General features: G+C 66.9%; 16 protein-coding genes. 9 read left to right on the forward strand and 7 right to left on the reverse strand.

Translation table 11 applies throughout. The features are described from left to right. Window positions 1-2 precede the first annotated feature (2 nt). The gene (locus EV667_RS13245) at window positions 3-608 is read right to left on the reverse strand and encodes an N-acetylmuramoyl-L-alanine amidase (protein WP_131835794.1); all 606 of its coding nucleotides are present in this window, start codon (window positions 606-608) and stop codon (window positions 3-5) included. Window positions 609-745: 137 nt separating this feature from the next. Here EV667_RS13245 and purB point away from each other — a divergent pair, with 137 nt between their 5' ends. Further along, on the forward strand, window positions 746-2,053 hold the full coding sequence (gene purB, locus EV667_RS13250) for an adenylosuccinate lyase (RefSeq protein WP_131835795.1): 1,308 nt from the start codon (window positions 746-748) through the stop codon (window positions 2,051-2,053). An 83-nt stretch (window positions 2,054-2,136) separates the two neighbouring features. On the opposite strand, the gene EV667_RS13255 is transcribed toward purB, so the two are convergent. After that, window positions 2,137-2,814, reverse strand: a complete 678-nt coding sequence (locus EV667_RS13255) for an SH3 domain-containing protein (protein WP_131835796.1) — start codon at window positions 2,812-2,814, stop codon at window positions 2,137-2,139. 329 nt (window positions 2,815-3,143) lie between these two features. After that, window positions 3,144-3,467, reverse strand: coding sequence for a DUF1476 domain-containing protein (locus EV667_RS13260; RefSeq protein ID WP_131835797.1), 324 nt, complete (start codon window positions 3,465-3,467; stop codon window positions 3,144-3,146). 317 nt (window positions 3,468-3,784) lie between these two features. Between EV667_RS13260 and purC the strand changes: the two genes are divergently transcribed. From purC to EV667_RS13295, 7 genes are all read left to right on the forward strand, one after another. Beyond that, entirely contained in the window at window positions 3,785-4,594 is an 810-nt protein-coding gene (gene purC / locus EV667_RS13265) for a phosphoribosylaminoimidazolesuccinocarboxamide synthase (RefSeq protein ID WP_131835798.1), read from the forward strand. Between the two features lie 152 nt (window positions 4,595-4,746). Further along, the gene (purS, locus tag EV667_RS13270; protein WP_131835799.1) at window positions 4,747-4,989 is read left to right on the forward strand and encodes a phosphoribosylformylglycinamidine synthase subunit PurS; all 243 of its coding nucleotides are present in this window, start codon (window positions 4,747-4,749) and stop codon (window positions 4,987-4,989) included. 4 nt (window positions 4,990-4,993) lie between these two features. Continuing rightward, window positions 4,994-5,692, forward strand: coding sequence for a phosphoribosylformylglycinamidine synthase subunit PurQ (gene purQ / locus EV667_RS13275; RefSeq protein ID WP_131835800.1), 699 nt, complete (start codon window positions 4,994-4,996; stop codon window positions 5,690-5,692). A 51-nt stretch (window positions 5,693-5,743) separates the two neighbouring features. Beyond that, window positions 5,744-7,957: a phosphoribosylformylglycinamidine synthase subunit PurL gene (purL, locus tag EV667_RS13280; protein ID WP_131835801.1), complete on the forward strand. Its 2,214-nt coding sequence runs from the start codon at window positions 5,744-5,746 to the stop codon at window positions 7,955-7,957. Window positions 7,958-7,971: 14 nt separating this feature from the next. Next, a complete protein-coding gene (locus EV667_RS13285; protein ID WP_131835802.1) occupies window positions 7,972-8,205 on the forward strand; it encodes a BolA family protein in 234 nt (77 codons plus the stop codon). A gap of 71 nt (window positions 8,206-8,276) precedes the next feature. Beyond that, window positions 8,277-8,615 carry a Grx4 family monothiol glutaredoxin gene (grxD, locus tag EV667_RS13290; protein ID WP_131835803.1) on the forward strand — a complete coding sequence of 113 codons (339 nt, stop codon included), beginning with the start codon at window positions 8,277-8,279 and terminating at the stop codon, window positions 8,613-8,615. A gap of 110 nt (window positions 8,616-8,725) precedes the next feature. Beyond that, the gene (locus EV667_RS13295) at window positions 8,726-9,040 is read left to right on the forward strand and encodes a hypothetical protein (RefSeq protein WP_245516138.1); all 315 of its coding nucleotides are present in this window, start codon (window positions 8,726-8,728) and stop codon (window positions 9,038-9,040) included. A gap of 78 nt (window positions 9,041-9,118) precedes the next feature. Here the strand turns inward: EV667_RS13295 and rpsD are convergent, their stop codons facing one another. The 4 genes from rpsD to EV667_RS13315 form a co-directional block, all read right to left on the reverse strand. After that, on the reverse strand, window positions 9,119-9,736 hold the full coding sequence (rpsD, locus tag EV667_RS13300; protein ID WP_131835804.1) for a 30S ribosomal protein S4: 618 nt from the start codon (window positions 9,734-9,736) through the stop codon (window positions 9,119-9,121). Window positions 9,737-9,966: 230 nt separating this feature from the next. Further along, entirely contained in the window at window positions 9,967-11,229 is a 1,263-nt protein-coding gene (locus EV667_RS13305; protein WP_131835805.1) for a lytic murein transglycosylase, read from the reverse strand. A gap of 72 nt (window positions 11,230-11,301) precedes the next feature. After that, window positions 11,302-12,225, reverse strand: coding sequence for a glutamate racemase (gene murI, locus EV667_RS13310; protein ID WP_207907747.1), 924 nt, complete (start codon window positions 12,223-12,225; stop codon window positions 11,302-11,304). Between the two features lie 63 nt (window positions 12,226-12,288). Further along, on the reverse strand, window positions 12,289-13,125 hold the full coding sequence (locus tag EV667_RS13315) for an RNA methyltransferase (RefSeq protein ID WP_131835806.1): 837 nt from the start codon (window positions 13,123-13,125) through the stop codon (window positions 12,289-12,291). 278 nt (window positions 13,126-13,403) lie between these two features. Here EV667_RS13315 and EV667_RS13320 point away from each other — a divergent pair, with 278 nt between their 5' ends. Next, complete coding sequence (locus EV667_RS13320) at window positions 13,404-14,615, forward strand: NADP-dependent isocitrate dehydrogenase (RefSeq protein ID WP_131835807.1); 1,212 nt, start codon at window positions 13,404-13,406, stop codon at window positions 14,613-14,615. Window positions 14,616-14,762 lie beyond the last annotated feature (147 nt).

A 14,762-nucleotide genomic window follows, 5' to 3' on the forward strand; every position in this document is an offset into this window, starting at 1 on the left:
GCTCAGGCGCGGCCGATGACGCGGGATTCGAAGCTCCGCATCGGAAAGGCCGGGCCGGAATCGACCTTCCGCTTGGGCGACACATCTTCATGCCCGAGCACGTCGAGAAACCGGTAGCTTGCATTCAGTGCCACCGCGACGTCGATCGCTGTCTCAATCTGCACCTGAGGATAGGTGTGCCATCCGGCCGGGGCCGTCTCGTCCTTATGGGTGGCCTCCATCACGTCGGCCTCGGCGATCACCGTGCCCGACCAGCTCACCCACTTGCCGGCAACCCTCTTCAACTTGCCCGCATTGACCAGCTCAATTCCAATCGAATAGCTGTTCATGCCCTCCAGATCCTGCCACCGTGACTTCCCCGCGTGCCAGGCAACCCGATCAAACGTCACCATCTGGGTGACCGTTCCGTCGCGGTCGATGACGAGATGGGCCGAGGCCTTCGCTTCGGCGCGGCTGAGCCAGCTGATGGCCCCCTCCGCAGAGACACCCGCCGTGTAGTGCATGATCAGATAGAGCGGCTGAACCTTTCCGCCCTGATTGGGCGTGCGGACAAAGCGTGTCTCTTTGCCATCCTGCCGGAGCCTGTGCGCCTTGATGTCGAAGCCCATATCACCCCCCAATGGTTGATGGGAGGCATACTACACCACAAGGTTGCACATGCACAGATGACCTCGTTTGGTTGCGTGCGGTCCGGTGCCCTGCTAATGCCGCGCTTGACCCCGGCCCACGACGAAAGAGCCCGCCCGTGATCCCGCGCTATACCCGCCCCGAAATGGCTGCCATCTGGGAGCCGCAGACCCGCTTCCGCATCTGGTTCGAGATCGAGGCGCACGCCACCGATGCGCTGGCCGAGCTAGGCGTGGTGCCGAAGGAAGCCGCCGCGAAGATCTGGGAGATGGCGAAGGACGCCACCTTCGATGTCGACCGCATCGACGAGATCGAGGCCGTCACCAAGCACGATGTGATCGCCTTCCTCACGCACCTCGCCGAGATCGTCGGCCCCGAGGCACGCTTCGTCCATCAGGGCATGACCTCCTCCGACGTGCTCGACACCTGCCTCTCGGTTCAGTTGGTGCGCGCCGCCGACATCCTCATCAAGGATGTCGACCGGCTGCTGGCCGCTCTGGAGGCCCGCGCCTTCGAGCACAAGCTCACCCCCACCATCGGCCGCTCGCATGGCATCCATGCCGAGCCGACCACGTTCGGGCTCAAGCTCGCGCAGGCCCATGCGGAGTTCCAGCGCAACCGCGCCCGCCTTGTCGCTGCGCGCGAGGAAGTGGCGACCTGCGCCATCTCCGGCGCCGTCGGCACCTTCGCGCAGATCGACCCGCGCGTTGAGGAACACGTCGCCGCGAAGATGGGGCTGAAGGTCGAGCCGGTGTCGACGCAGGTGATCCCGCGTGACCGGCACGCCGCCTATTTCGCCGCGCTCGGCGTCGTCGCCTCCTCCATGGAGCGGGTCGCCACCGAAATCCGCCATTTGCAGCGCACCGAGGTTCTGGAAGCGGAGGAGTTCTTCTCCGCCGGCCAGAAGGGGTCTTCGGCGATGCCGCACAAGCGCAACCCGGTGCTGACCGAGAACATCACCGGCCTCGCCCGTCTCGTGCGCGGCATGGTCACGCCGGCGCTGGAGAATGTCGCGCTTTGGCACGAGCGGGACATCTCGCACTCCTCGGTCGAGCGGATGATCGGCCCGGATGCGACGGTGACGCTGGACTTCGCCCTCAACCGGCTCGCCGGTGTCGTGGAAAAGCTGCTGGTGTATCCCGAGACCATGCAGAAGAACCTCGACCGCCTCGGCGGGCTGGTCCATTCCCAGCGCGTGTTGCTGGCCCTGACCCAGAAGGGCGCCAGCCGCGAGGATTCCTATCGCCTCGTCCAGCGCAACGCCATGCCGGTGTGGCGCGGCGAGGGTGACTTCCAGACCCTGCTCACCGCCGACCCGGACGTGCGAGAGTATCTGTCGGAAGAGGAAATCGCCGAGAAGTTCGACCTCGGCTACCACCTCAAGCATGTCGATACGATCTTCCAGCGGGTCTTCGGCCGCAGCTGATCACGCCGCGACGCCACGCATCTCACAACGCAAAGAGGCCGGGGTTTCCCCCGGCCTCTTCCGATTCTGATATCCGCGTGCTGTCAGCGCCAGCCGCCGCGACCGCCAAAGCCGCGCCCGCCGAAGCCGCGCGGGCCGCCGCTGAAGCCGCCACCGCGAACGAAGACCGGGCGCGGCCCCATGCCGGGACGACCGCCCCAGCCCGGACGACCCGGACGACCGGGGCGCGGACCCCAACCCGGACGCGGACCCCATCCCGGGCGCGGTCCCCATCCCGGGCGCGGGCCCCAGCCCGGACGCGGTCCCCAGCCGGGACGCGGGCCCCAGCCCGGACGACCGCCCCACCAGATCGGACGCGGGCGCCAGCCCGGGCCATACCCCCAGCCGGGGCCGGGTCCGTAATAGCCACCGCCCCAGCCCGGCCCCCAGGCCGAGCCCGCAACGGCACCCAGCGCGAAGGCGCCGACACCGAGGGCGACATCGTCCGCGACATAACTGGGATTGACCATCACGGTCTGGCTGCCGCCGGCGAGATAGCTGGCGCTCGCCCAGCCGCCGGCCACCTGGCACCAATTGCCGCGACAGCCGCCGACCTCCACCCGTGTGCCGCCCGGCAGAGTGCCGATGACACGGTAATTTGTCCCGGGGCCGCTGCGCACGTTGAGATCGCGCGTCACCACGGCCGCCGACGCGGCACTGAACACCGCCCCGCCGACAAGGAGACTGGCGGCCAGCGTCAGCGTCTTGATGAATTTTTGCATGTGAACCTCCCTGCGGGAGCGCCGCTGGTGCCTTTTCCGGCGGACCCGATCGAACCACGTCGCCTCGATAACAATCGAATCGGGCGGAATTGGTTGCATCACCGACCCACCCCCCAAAATCAGAGCGGGAGCGCAGGGTCGTCACGGGATCGGATGCGGCCCATGTCCGCGCCAGCGCACCTCACCGGGCCGCTGAAAGCGGGCGAGCGGCGCGGGGCCTTGCGTCGCGCCGCAGCGGGCTGGAAAGCAGCTTTGGAAATCAGCGCTGGCGGGGCTCGCCGGCCAGCGCTCGCGTCGTTCACGGCTCGCGGAAAGGCGAGCGCGCCGCGTCAGCCGTTCTTCTGCAGGGTCTCGATCGCCTCGGACAGGAGCTCTTCCATGGTGCGGCGGAGGCGGTGCTCGGAAACGTCGATGCCCTTGGCGTCGAAGTCCGCCTTCACCTTGCGATAGACATCCTCGTCGCCGGCCTCTTCCAGGTCGGCCGCCACGACGGAGCCGGCATAGGCGCTCGCCTCTTCGCCCGTCAGGCCGAGCTTCTCGGCCGCCCACAGGCCGAGGGCCTTGTTGCGTCGCGCCATCGCCTTGAAGCGCAGGGTCTGGTCGTGGGCGTACTTGGACTCGAACGCGTCTCCGCGGTCGTCGAACGTGCTCATGTGATCGCCCCGTTTCTCGATGAAAGCGTCGGCTTGATTATCGCGACCCCGCCCCCAAATCAACGCCGCCGAATGCCGCGCACCTGCCCCCACGGCAATGTGACGTTCTCAAGCGCGCCTTTGCGGTGGACGGTGTCGCGCCCGATCCTGCAGGGACGAGACGACGCGCGGCGGCGTTTGTATCCGCCCCCCCGATGGGCTAGTGTCCGCCCGTGGGTGTCAGCACCAATGCGAGACGAATCGTCAGAGCGCCGAGAGTTCGCGCAGACGTGCGGCGCCCCCAGCCGTGAACCCGGAACCGGAGCCCCGGCATCCTAATGGACTTCCTCAACCGACGGTACCCACCCATGAGCCGCCGCCGCCGCATTTACGAAGGTAAGGCGAAGGTCCTGTATGAAGGTCCTGAGCCTGGCACCCTGATTCAGCATTTCAAGGATGATGCCACCGCCTTCAACAACAAGAAGCACGATGTCATCGACGGCAAGGGCGTGCTGAACAACCGCATCTCGGAATATGTCTTCCTCAGACTGAACGAGATCGGTGTCCCCACGCATTTCATCAAGCGGCTGAACATGCGCGAGCAGCTCATCCGCGAGGTCGAGATCATCCCGCTGGAAGTCGTCGTGCGCAATGTCGCCGCCGGCTCGCTGTCGACCCGTCTCGGCATCGAGGAGGGCACCCAGCTCCCGCGCTCGATCATCGAGTTCTATTACAAGAACGACGAGCTCAACGACCCGCTGGTGTCGGAAGAGCACATCACGGCGTTCGGCTGGGCCACCACCCAGGAAATCGACGACATCATCGCCCTGGCGATCCGCGTCAACGATTTCCTCTCCGGCCTCTTCCTTGGCGTCGGCATCCGTCTTGTGGACTTCAAGATGGAATGCGGCCGCCTGTGGGAAAACGACATGATGCGCATCGTCGTCGCCGACGAGATCAGCCCGGATTCGTGCCGGCTGTGGGACATCAAGTCGAACGACAAGCTCGACAAGGACCGTTTCCGCCGCGACATGGGCGGGTTGGTCGAAGCCTATTCGGAAGTCGCCCGTCGCCTCGGCATCATGTCCGAGAACGAGCGCGTCCAGACGGGCGGCCCGGTTCTGGTGAAGTCCGAGCCCGACGAGTGACGTGCCGGGATGCGCGATGCGCTGCCCTCGGGTCAGCCATTCCGTATTCCAGCATTGAGCCGTTCGCGGCCAAATGGTAGGCGGGGGCCTCAAAGCCCCCGTTTCTGTTTTTTCGATGCTTCTGTCGCACGAACCTCCCCGAGAGTGATTCCATGAAGGCGCGCGTCCTCGTCACCCTGAAATCCGCCGTGCTCGATCCGCAGGGCAAGGCCATTGAGGGCGCCCTGCGCTCGCTCGGCGTTCCCGGCGTCTCCAGTGTCCGCCAGGGCAAGGTCTTCGATGTCGAGCTGGACACCAGCGATCCGGCCAAGGCCGAGGCGACGCTCAAGGACGCCTGCGAGAAGCTGCTCGCCAATACGGTGATCGAAACCTACCGCATCGAGCTCGTGGACTGACGCCATGAAATCCGCCGTCCTCGTCTTTCCCGGCTCCAACCGCGAGGGCGATGTCGCGCGCGCGCTCCACATGGTCTCGGGCGTCAAGCCGGCCATGGTCTGGCACGCCGACAGCGCGCTTCCCCAGGGCACCGACCTCGTCGTCCTGCCGGGCGGCTTTTCCTATGGCGACTACCTACGCTGCGGTGCCATCGCCGCCCGCGCGCCCATCATGGACGCGGTGCGGGCCCATGCCGCGCGCGGCGGCCTCGTGCTCGGCATCTGCAACGGCTTCCAGATCCTGTGCGAGAGCGGGCTTCTGCCCGGCGTGCTGGTGCGCAACGCCCGCCTGCGCTTCATCTGCCGCGAGGCGCTGCTCAAGGTCGAGCGCAACGACACCCCGTTCACCCGCCGCTACGCACGGGGCGCCATCGTGCGCTACCCCGTCGCCCATGGCGAGGGCAACTACACCGCCGATGCGCAGACGCTGAAGCGGCTGGAGGATGAGGGGCGCGTGCTGTTCCGTTATGTCATGCCCGACGGGCACCGCGACGACGCGCAGGTGCTGAACGGCGCCGCCAACTCCATCGCCGGCATCGTCTCCGAGAAGCTGAACGTGCTCGGCCTGATGCCGCACCCCGAAAACCATGTGGACCCGCTGGTCGGCCCGACCGACGGGCGCGCTTTGTTCGAGAGCCTCGTCGGCGCGCTGGAGAAGGCGTGACCCCGCCCTCGCCCGCCCTGCCCGACCGCGTAACGGAATGACGGCCTTCGCATGAACCCCTCCGAACCGAAAATCACTCCCGAACTCGTCGCCGAGCATGGCCTCAAGCCCGACGAGTATGAGCGCATCCTGACGCTGATCGGCCGCGAGCCGACCTTCACCGAGCTCGGCATCTTCTCGGCGATGTGGAACGAGCACTGCTCGTACAAGTCCTCGCGCCTGCACCTGCGCGGGCTGCCGACAAAGGCGCCGTGGGTGATCCAGGGCCCGGGCGAGAATGCCGGCGTCATCGACATCGGCGACGGCAAGGCCGCCGTGTTCAAGATGGAGAGCCACAACCACCCCTCCTATATCGAGCCCTATCAGGGCGCCGGTACGGGTGTCGGCGGCATCCTGCGCGACGTGTTCACCATGGGCGCCCGCCCGATCGCGGCGCTGAACGCGCTGCGCTTCGGCGACCCCAAGCACCCGCGCACCCGCCACCTCGTGGGTGGCGTGGTTGCCGGCATTGCCGGCTACGGCAATTCGTTCGGCGTGCCCACCGTGGGCGGCCTGGTCGGCTTCCACACGCGCTATGACGGCAACAACCTGGTCAACGCCATGGCGGTCGGCCTCGCCGACGCCGACAAGATCTTCTACGCCAAGGCGACCGGCGTCGGCCTGCCCGTGGTCTATCTCGGCTCCAAGACCGGCCGCGACGGCATCCATGGCGCCACCATGGCCTCGGCCGAATTCGGCGAGGGCGCGGAGGAAAAGCGCCCCACCGTGCAGGTTGGCGATCCCTTCGCCGAGAAGCTGCTGCTGGAGGCCTGCCTTGAGATCATGGAGGCGGGTTGCGTCGTCGCCATTCAGGACATGGGCGCCGCCGGCCTCACCTGTTCGGCGGTGGAGATGGGCGCCAAGGGGGACCTTGGCATCGAGCTCGACCTCGACAAGCTGCCCTGCCGCGAAACCGGCATGAGCGCCTATGAGATGATGCTGTCCGAAAGCCAGGAGCGCATGCTCATGGTCATCGCCCCCGGCAAGGAAGAGCAGGCGGAAGCCATCTTCCTCAAATGGGGCCTCGACTTCGCCATTGTCGGCTACACCACCGACACGCTGCGCTTCGTCGTCCGGCACAAGGGCGAGATCAAGGCCGACCTGCCGATCAAGGAACTGGGCGACGAGGCCCCGCTCTATGACCGGCCCTGGGTGGAAACGCCCAAGCAGCAGCGCATCGACCCCGCCTCGCTCGACATCACCGCCACCATTCCCGGCGCGCTGGAACGGCTGATCGGCTCGCCCGACTTCGCCTCCAAGCGCTGGATCTGGGAGCAGTATGACCACCTGATCCTCAACAACACCGTGCAGCGCCCGGGTGGCGACGCGGCCGTGGTGCGGGTGGAAGACGGCCCCAAGGGCCTCGCCATGAGCTGCGACGTCACCCCGCGCTATTGCGAGGCCGACCCGTTCGAGGGCGGCAAGCAGGCGGTGGCGGAAGCCTGGCGCAACATCACCGCCGTCGGCGCCCGGCCGCTGGCGCTGACCGACAACCTCAATTTCGGCAACCCCGAGAAGCCCGAGATCATGGGCCAGCTCGTCGGCTGCCTGCGCGGCATCGCGGCGGCGGCGCTGGAACTCGACTTCCCCGTCGTCTCCGGCAATGTCAGCCTCTACAATGAGACCAATGGGCGCGGCATCCTGCCCACCCCGACCATTGGCGGAGTCGGCGTGCTCGACGACATCGAGAAGATGGCGACGCTCGACTTCAAGGCGAGCGGCGAGACCATCCTCGTCCTCGGCGTCACCACGGGCTGGCTCGGCCAGTCCGCCTTCCTCTCGGAAATCCTTGATCGCGAGGAGGGCGCCCCGCCCCCCGTCGACCTGGCGCTGGAGCGCAAGACCGGCGATCTCGTCCGCGGGCTGATCGCTGACGGCCTCGTCACCGCCGTGCACGACGTCTCCGATGGCGGGCTGCTGGTGGCGCTGACGGAAATGGCGCTGGCATCGGGCATCGGTGCCAATCTCGCCGCCCCGCCGCCGGACATGAACCCCTTCGCCTTCTGGTTCGGCGAGGATCAGGCCCGCTACATCGTCACCGTGGAGAGCAGCGCCAAGGCGCTGGTGCTGCGCCGGGCGGAGCTGGCCGGGGTAAGCGTCGCCAAGCTCGGCAGCACCGGCGGCGACCGATTGCATATCGCGGGCGAGCGCCCAATTGTAGTGGACGCGCTGCGCGAGCGGCACGAGGCCTGGCTGCCCATCTATATGGGCGCGGGCTTGATGTGAGGGGAGCCTGACGGATGGCAATGGAAGCGGCCGAAATCGAGCGGCTGATCAAGGAAGGCCTGCCGGGCGCCTCGGTCGAAATTCGCGATCTCGCCGGCGACGGCAATCACTATGCCGCGACGGTCATTGACGAAAGCTTCCGCGGCAAAAGCCGCGTGCAGCAGCATCAGATGGTCTATGCGACGCTGAAGGGCCAGATGGGCGGCGTGTTGCACGCCCTCGCGCTTCAGACCAATGTACCCGACTGAAGGCGGCCGGCTCGTCTGACCGCAGCCGCCACGACACCTCTCGCGAGGCCCGCAAGGGCGAAAGGCACGCCATGAGCATTCAGGATTTCATCGACAGCCAGGTGAAGAGCAACGACGTCGTCGTGTTCATGAAGGGCACGCCGCAATTCCCCATGTGCGGCTTCTCCGGCCAGGTGGCGCAGGTCTTCGCCCTGCTCGGCGTCGACTACAAGGGCATCAACGTGCTCGATTCCGACGAGATGCGCACCGGCATCAAGGAATACACCTCCTGGCCCACCATCCCGCAGGTCTTCGTCAAGGGCGAGTTCGTCGGCGGTTGCGACATCGTCCGCGAGATGTACCAGTCCGGCGAGTTGCAGACCCTGCTGGAAGAAAAGGGCGTCGTCGTCATGGGCAAGGCGACCGCCTGAGGCTCACGGCCGGCTGGACGCTTCTGCAAAGCCGCCCTTCGGGGCGGCTTTTTGTTGCCGCGGTGCCGGGCCGCCGCTAGCCTGTTCGGAACCTTGGGAAGTTCTGCACTTTGAGCATCGACGTACTAATAGTCCTGACCTGCCTCGCCATTCTCGCCGGCATGTCACTGTTCGCCAATGGCCGACTGCGCGATCACGCGCGGCTGCCGATGCAGTGGTCGCTGTCGGGCACGGTCAACTGGTCGGCGCCGCGCCCCCTGGCACTGGCGCTCACACCTCTGCTCGCGGCGGTGACTCTTGCCGGGCTGGCGGTGCTGCTGCGCGGCAACGCCGATGCCTCATGGGCGCTAATGGTCGCGGCGCTGTCCTTTGTTGGCGCCCATCTTCTGCACCTCGCCCTGTTGCTGCGCCGCGCGCCGCACTGAGCAACTCCCCCGCCGCCCCGCCCAACAAAAAAGCCGCCCAACCGGGCGGCTTTTCGTTTCTCACGATCCGGTGAGAGATCAGCGCGAATAGAATTCGACGACGAGGTTGGGCTCCATCACGACCGGATAGGGCACCTCGTTGAGCTCCGGGATGCGGACGAACTTGGTCGTCATCTTGGAGTGGTCGACTTCGAGATAGTCCGGGGTGTCGCGCTCGCCGGAGGCAACGGCTTCCAGCACCAGAACGAGCTGGCGGGAGGCTTCCTTGACCTCGATCACATCGCCGACCTTCACGAGGTAGGACGGGATGTTGACGCGGCGGCCGTTCACCTTGATGTGGCCGTGGCTCACGAACTGGCGGGCGGCGAACACGGTCGGGACGAACTTTGCGCGGTAGATCACCGCGTCGAGGCGACGCTCGAGCAGGCCGATCAGGTTGGCGCCGGTGTCGCCCTTGAGGCGCGAGGCCTCGACATACACCGCATAGAACTGCTTCTCACCGATCGAGCCGTAATAGCCCTTCAGCTTCTGCTTGGCGCGCAGTTGCACGCCGAAGTCGGAAACCTTGCCCTTGCGGCGCTGGCCGTGCTGGCCGGGGCCGTATTCACGCTTGTTGATGGGGCTCTTCGGGCGGCCCCAGATGTTTTCGCCCATACGACGGTCAAGTTTGTGCTTGGCCGAAACGCGCTTGCTCATGCGCAGGTCCTCTCGCATATCGTTGCGGGTTGGATCGCGCCCCCTCCTCTACCCCCATTTCGGGAGCCGACAGGATCGTCCGAACGCGCCGGACCGACCCACGGGTGCGTGAAACTCCAAGCGGGGCCGTTTCCAGCCCCGCAAGTGATCGGGTGCATAGGCACAAAAGGCCCGGAGGTCAAGGGCTCGGCCGGTGAAACGTCATCCGGCCGTCACGCCGAGCAATAACTCTAGCGACCCCGCAGCGCCGCCAGCACCTCAAGGCTGGCATAGCCGTCCGGCGCCACCCCCATCTTGCGCTGGAAGCCGGCCACCGCGCGCATCGTCATGTTGCCCACCCGGCCATCCACGCCGCCGGTATCGAATCCCGCGCGGGTCAGCCGGCGCTGCACGTCCTGGATTTCGGCCAGGGTGAGCGGACGCTCGCCGCCGGGGAACGGCGTGATGAAGGGATCGCCGCCGAGCACCCGGTCGCCGAGATGGCAGACCGCCAGCGCATAGTTCATCGACGGGTTGTAGCTGCGCACGGCGTAGAAGTTCTGCGTCAGCAGGAAGCACGGGCCTTCGGGTCCCACCGGCGCCCACAGCCGCGTGCGCGCCTTGGGGAAGGCGAAGCGCCCGCCCCCGGCCGGCGTCACCCCCAGCTTCGCCCAATCCGCCACCGTGCGCCACGCCTTGGCGTCGGCGTATTTATCCGGCACCCCGTCCATCCGCACCTCGAACCCCCAGGGCACGCCGCGCTGATACTTGCCGCGCTTGATGAGGTAGAGCGAGGAGCCCGCCAGCGCATCGGGCACGCTGTAGGGCGAGGGCGCGCCATCGCCGTCATAATCGACGCCGAGATTGAGCCAGACTTCCGGCATCCATTGCGTGTGGCCCATCGCCCCGGCCCAGGAGCCGAGCATCTGGTCCGGGCGCGCCCAGCCGCGCTGCACGATGGCGAGCGCGTTGACGAGCTCGGTTTCCCAATAGGTCCGGCGGCGCGGCTCGCCCCAGGCCAGCGCGGCCAGCGCGGGGAAGACCGGCTTCATGTGGTCCTCGTCCAGCACCAGCTCGCCAAAGGCGCTCTCCATGCCCCACAGGCCGAGCAGCACGTCCGGCTCGACGCCGAAATCCTTCTGCAGGCGCTTCATCAGCGCCGCTTTCTCCTTCGCCGCCGCCCGGCCGGTGATCAGACGCCAGTCGGAAATGCGGCGGTTGAGATACTGCCAGAGCTGTTCGCGAAATTCCGGCTGGGCACTGTCCTTGGCGTAGACCGAAATGTCCGGCCGCAAACCGCCCATCACCCGCTCATACACACCGTCGGAGATGCCCTTGGCGCGGGCACGGGGCTGGAACGCCACCACCCACGCCTCGAATCGCTGCTTGGCGACCTGCGCGACAGCCTCGCCGCCGAGAGCGAGCGCACCAAGGCTGGCGCCCACACCGAGCATGAAGGCACGGCGGCTGGCGGGCATCGCCGGAGGATGGGCATTGGAAAGGTCGCGCGTCACGTCAAGGCTCCTGCCGTTGCGGCATGTTGGGCAGGGATAGCGGCACCGGCAAGGCACCGCAGCCAGAGTGGATCACGCGGGCGCCGGCGCGTCCATGACCAGGATTTCGCCCGCCCGCGTGCGCCGCCCGCCAATGCGCTCGATCAGGGCCGGGTCAAGCGGCTGGCGCGTGGAGAACAGCCGCATCGGCGCCGGGTTGGCCGCGAAGGCGACCGGGCCGATCAGCGAGGACAGGCGCCGCGCGATCGCCGGCGCGGGGTCGAGCCAGCGCACCGGCCACGGCGCCACCTTCTGCAGCCGGTCGAGCAGCAGGGGATAATGGGTGCAGGCAAGCACCACCGTGTCGGTCCGCCCCCGCCCGTCGCGCACGAAGGCGGGAGCGATCTCGGCCGCGATCTCCTCGTCGCTCACCGCTTCGCCGCGCATCGCCGCCTCCGCCAGCGGCGCCAGCCGGGTCGAGCCGACCAACGTCACCCGGCAATCGCCGGCGAAATCCTGGATGAGCTTCTGGGTATAGTCGCGTTTCACCGTGCCGGGCGTGGCGAGCACGCTCACCTGCCGCGTCAGCGAACTTTCGCAGGCCGGCTTGATCGCCGGCACCGTGCCGACGAAGGGAATGGGGAAGCGCGCCCGCAGCGGCGGCAGAACCAGCGTCGAGGCGGTGTTGCAGGAGATGACCACGGCATCCGGCGCGGTGCGGGCGATCAAATGCTCCATCACCGCCATCACCCGGGCGACCAGCGCCTCCTCGCTCAACGCGCCATAGGGAAACGCGGCATCGTCGGCGGCATAGATGAAGCGCGCATCGGGCCGGGCGCGGGCCAGCTCGCGAAAAACCGAGAGCCCGCCAAGGCCGGAATCAAACACCAGTATGGTCGGCGCGTGCAGGGCGGCAGGTGTACGAACAGACGACACGGCGACAGCCCCGGTGGACGAAGCGGGTGACGAGACGCCGCGCAGGCCGGCAGCGATTACAGGAGAAGCCTCGATACGCATCTGATGTCCTCCATCCCGGGCATCATTGTGGCGCATCTTGGTGAATGCTTCGTTGCAGGCGATTCAGTCCACCGCCCCGCCTTTGCCCGCCGGTTCCTCCTCGATCCGCCCCTCCAGCCGCGCCGCCGTGCGCGCCTCGCGCATCTGCCTTCCCTCCACAAGCGCAGCCACGATGCCGTGCAGCGTGGCGACATCCTGCCGCGTCAGCCCGACGCGGTGGAAGATATTGCGGATGTTGCGGGTGGTTACGGGCTTCTTGCCCGGCGAACGGAAGAACAGCGCGGCGTCGAGCTCGCGCTCGATATGATCGAAGAAGGCCAGAAGGTCCCCCTTGTCCGCAAGGCGGTAGCGGTCCGGCGGCTGGAACGGCAGCGCGCCGCCCGAGGACAGCTTGAACCATTCATAGGCCACCACCGCCACGGCCATGCCGAGATTGAGCGAGGCGAAGGCGGGATTGACCGGCAGGGTGAGGATCACGTCGGCGAGCGACACTTCTTCGGTGTAGAGGCCGGTGCGCTCGCGCCCGAACACCAGCCCCACCTGCTCGCCCCCCGCCATGTGCCCCACCACCTCGCGCGCGACCTCATCGGCGCCGAGCACGGGTTTCTGCATCCCGCGCTCGCGCGCCGTGGCGGCGGCGACGAAATTGAGGTCGGCCAGCGCCGCGCGCAGATCGGGAAACACCTGCGCATTGTCCAGTATGCGGTCTGCGCCGGAGGCAAAGGTCACGGCCTTCGGGTTGGGCCAGCCCTCGCGTGGATTGACAAGGCGCAGCCGCGACAGGCCGAAATTGCCCATGGCCCGCACCGCCGAGCCGATATTCTCGCCGAGTTGCGGCTCGACCAGGATCACCACCGGCCCGCCTTCCAGCCAGGGCTTCGTGCTGTCGGTGCCGGACATGGCGGTTTTCTCCTCGGTGGCGTTTGGTGGGCTCTATAGCCGGATGGGTCGCGCTTGCGAAGCGGCGCGCTCCCGCCGGCCCGGCGCGTGCAAGGCATACCAAATGCCAGAACGCGTCGGGGGCGAAGGCGCCTCAGGCACCGCTTTATCCGCGATTTGGCCCGTTACCTGCTTCCCCTGTACGGCCCCGCGCGGTATCACCCGCGCACCCGGCGCCTGCCCGCGCGGACACGCGCCGCAACCCCTCCGACAACGATTTCCGTGCGAGGTGACATTTCATGGCGAAGATCAAGGTGGCGAATCCGGTCGTCGAGCTCGACGGCGACGAGATGACCAGGATCATCTGGCAGTACATCAAGGACAAGTTGATCCATCCCTATCTCGACGTGGCGCTGGAATATTACGATCTCGGCGTCGAGAATCGTGACGCGACGGCGGACCAGGTCACCGTCGACGCCGCCGAAGCGATCAAGCGGGTCGGCGTCGGCGTGAAGTGCGCCACCATCACGCCCGATGCCGGCCGCATGACCGAATACAACCTCAAGAAGATGTGGCGCTCGCCCAACGGGACGATCCGCAACATCCTCGGCGGCGTCATCTTCCGTGAGCCGATCATCTGCAAGAACGTGCCGCGCCTCGTGCCGGGCTGGACCCAGCCGATCATCGTCGGCCGCCACGCCTTTGGCGACCAGTACCGCGCCACCGACTTCCTCGTTCCCGGCAAGGGCACGCTGACCATCAAGTTCGTCGGCGACGACGGCCAGGTGATCGAGCACGAGGTCTATAAGTACCCCGGCGCCGGCGTGGCGCTGTCCATGTACAACATCGACGAATCCATCGCCGAATTCGCCCGCGCCTCGCTCAATTACGGCCTGATGCGGAAGTACCCCGTCTACCTCTCCACCAAGGACACCATCCTCAAGCAGTATGACGGCCGCTTCCGCCAGATTTTCCAGGACATCTACGAGGCCGACTTCAAGGCCGAGTTCGAGAAGCACAAGATTTGGTATGAGCACCGGCTGATCGACGACATGGTCGCCTCGGCGCTGAAATGGTCGGGCGGCTATGTCTGGGCCTGCAAGAACTATGATGGCGACGTGCAGTCCGACATCGTGGCGCAGGGCTTCGGCTCGCTCGGCCTGATGACCTCGGTGCTGATGACGCCGGACGGCATGACGGTGGAAGCCGAAGCCGCTCACGGCACGGTGACGCGCCATTACCGCGAGCACCAGAAGGGCAAGGAGACCTCGACCAACTCCATCGCCTCGATCTTCGCCTGGACCCGCGGCCTCGCCCATCGTGCCAAGCTCGACAACAATGCCGATCTCGCCGCCTTCTGCGCCACGCTGGAGAAGGTGTGCATCGACACGGTGGAGAGCGGCTACATGACCAAGGACCTCGCCTTGCTCGTCGGCGCCGACCAGAAGTGGCTCTCCACCACCGGCTTCCTCGACAAGATCTCGGAAAATCTCAGCAAGGCGCTCGCCTGAGCTTTCTTGCCCGACCTTCGCCACGTCCCGGGGCGCGCACGGCGCGTCCCGGTTTCCAGAACCTCGGCGCGCTTGGCGCCTCCCGGTCTCCAGAACCTCCGGCGTGCCCACGTACCCCGGTTTCCAAAAGCTCTGGCGCGCGCGGCG

Origin of the sequence: Ancylobacter aquaticus, from assembly GCF_004339465.1 — a bacterium.
Classification (GTDB): Bacteria; Pseudomonadota; Alphaproteobacteria; order Rhizobiales; family Xanthobacteraceae; genus Ancylobacter; species Ancylobacter aquaticus.

What these genes read in the sequence shown, in the direction of transcription:
- purS (WP_131835799.1), top strand. Translation starts at nt 4,747, where the DNA reads ATGAAGGCGCGCGTCCTCGTCACCCTGAAATCCGCCGTGCTCGATCCG.
- EV667_RS13260 (WP_131835797.1), bottom strand. Translation starts at nt 3,467, where the DNA reads ATGAGCACGTTCGACGACCGCGGAGACGCGTTCGAGTCCAAGTACGCC.
- EV667_RS13285 (WP_131835802.1), top strand. Translation starts at nt 7,972, where the DNA reads ATGGCAATGGAAGCGGCCGAAATCGAGCGGCTGATCAAGGAAGGCCTG.
- EV667_RS13245 (WP_131835794.1), bottom strand. Translation starts at nt 608, where the DNA reads ATGGGCTTCGACATCAAGGCGCACAGGCTCCGGCAGGATGGCAAAGAG.
- purL (WP_131835801.1), top strand. Translation starts at nt 5,744, where the DNA reads ATGAACCCCTCCGAACCGAAAATCACTCCCGAACTCGTCGCCGAGCAT.
- rpsD (WP_131835804.1), bottom strand. Translation starts at nt 9,736, where the DNA reads ATGAGCAAGCGCGTTTCGGCCAAGCACAAACTTGACCGTCGTATGGGC.
- murI (WP_207907747.1), bottom strand. Translation starts at nt 12,225, where the DNA reads ATGCGTATCGAGGCTTCTCCTGTAATCGCTGCCGGCCTGCGCGGCGTC.
- EV667_RS13315 (WP_131835806.1), bottom strand. Translation starts at nt 13,125, where the DNA reads ATGTCCGGCACCGACAGCACGAAGCCCTGGCTGGAAGGCGGGCCGGTG.
- purC (WP_131835798.1), top strand. Translation starts at nt 3,785, where the DNA reads ATGGACTTCCTCAACCGACGGTACCCACCCATGAGCCGCCGCCGCCGC.
- grxD (WP_131835803.1), top strand. Translation starts at nt 8,277, where the DNA reads ATGAGCATTCAGGATTTCATCGACAGCCAGGTGAAGAGCAACGACGTC.
- EV667_RS13255 (WP_131835796.1), bottom strand. Translation starts at nt 2,814, where the DNA reads ATGCAAAAATTCATCAAGACGCTGACGCTGGCCGCCAGTCTCCTTGTC.
- EV667_RS13320 (WP_131835807.1), top strand. Translation starts at nt 13,404, where the DNA reads ATGGCGAAGATCAAGGTGGCGAATCCGGTCGTCGAGCTCGACGGCGAC.
- purQ (WP_131835800.1), top strand. Translation starts at nt 4,994, where the DNA reads ATGAAATCCGCCGTCCTCGTCTTTCCCGGCTCCAACCGCGAGGGCGAT.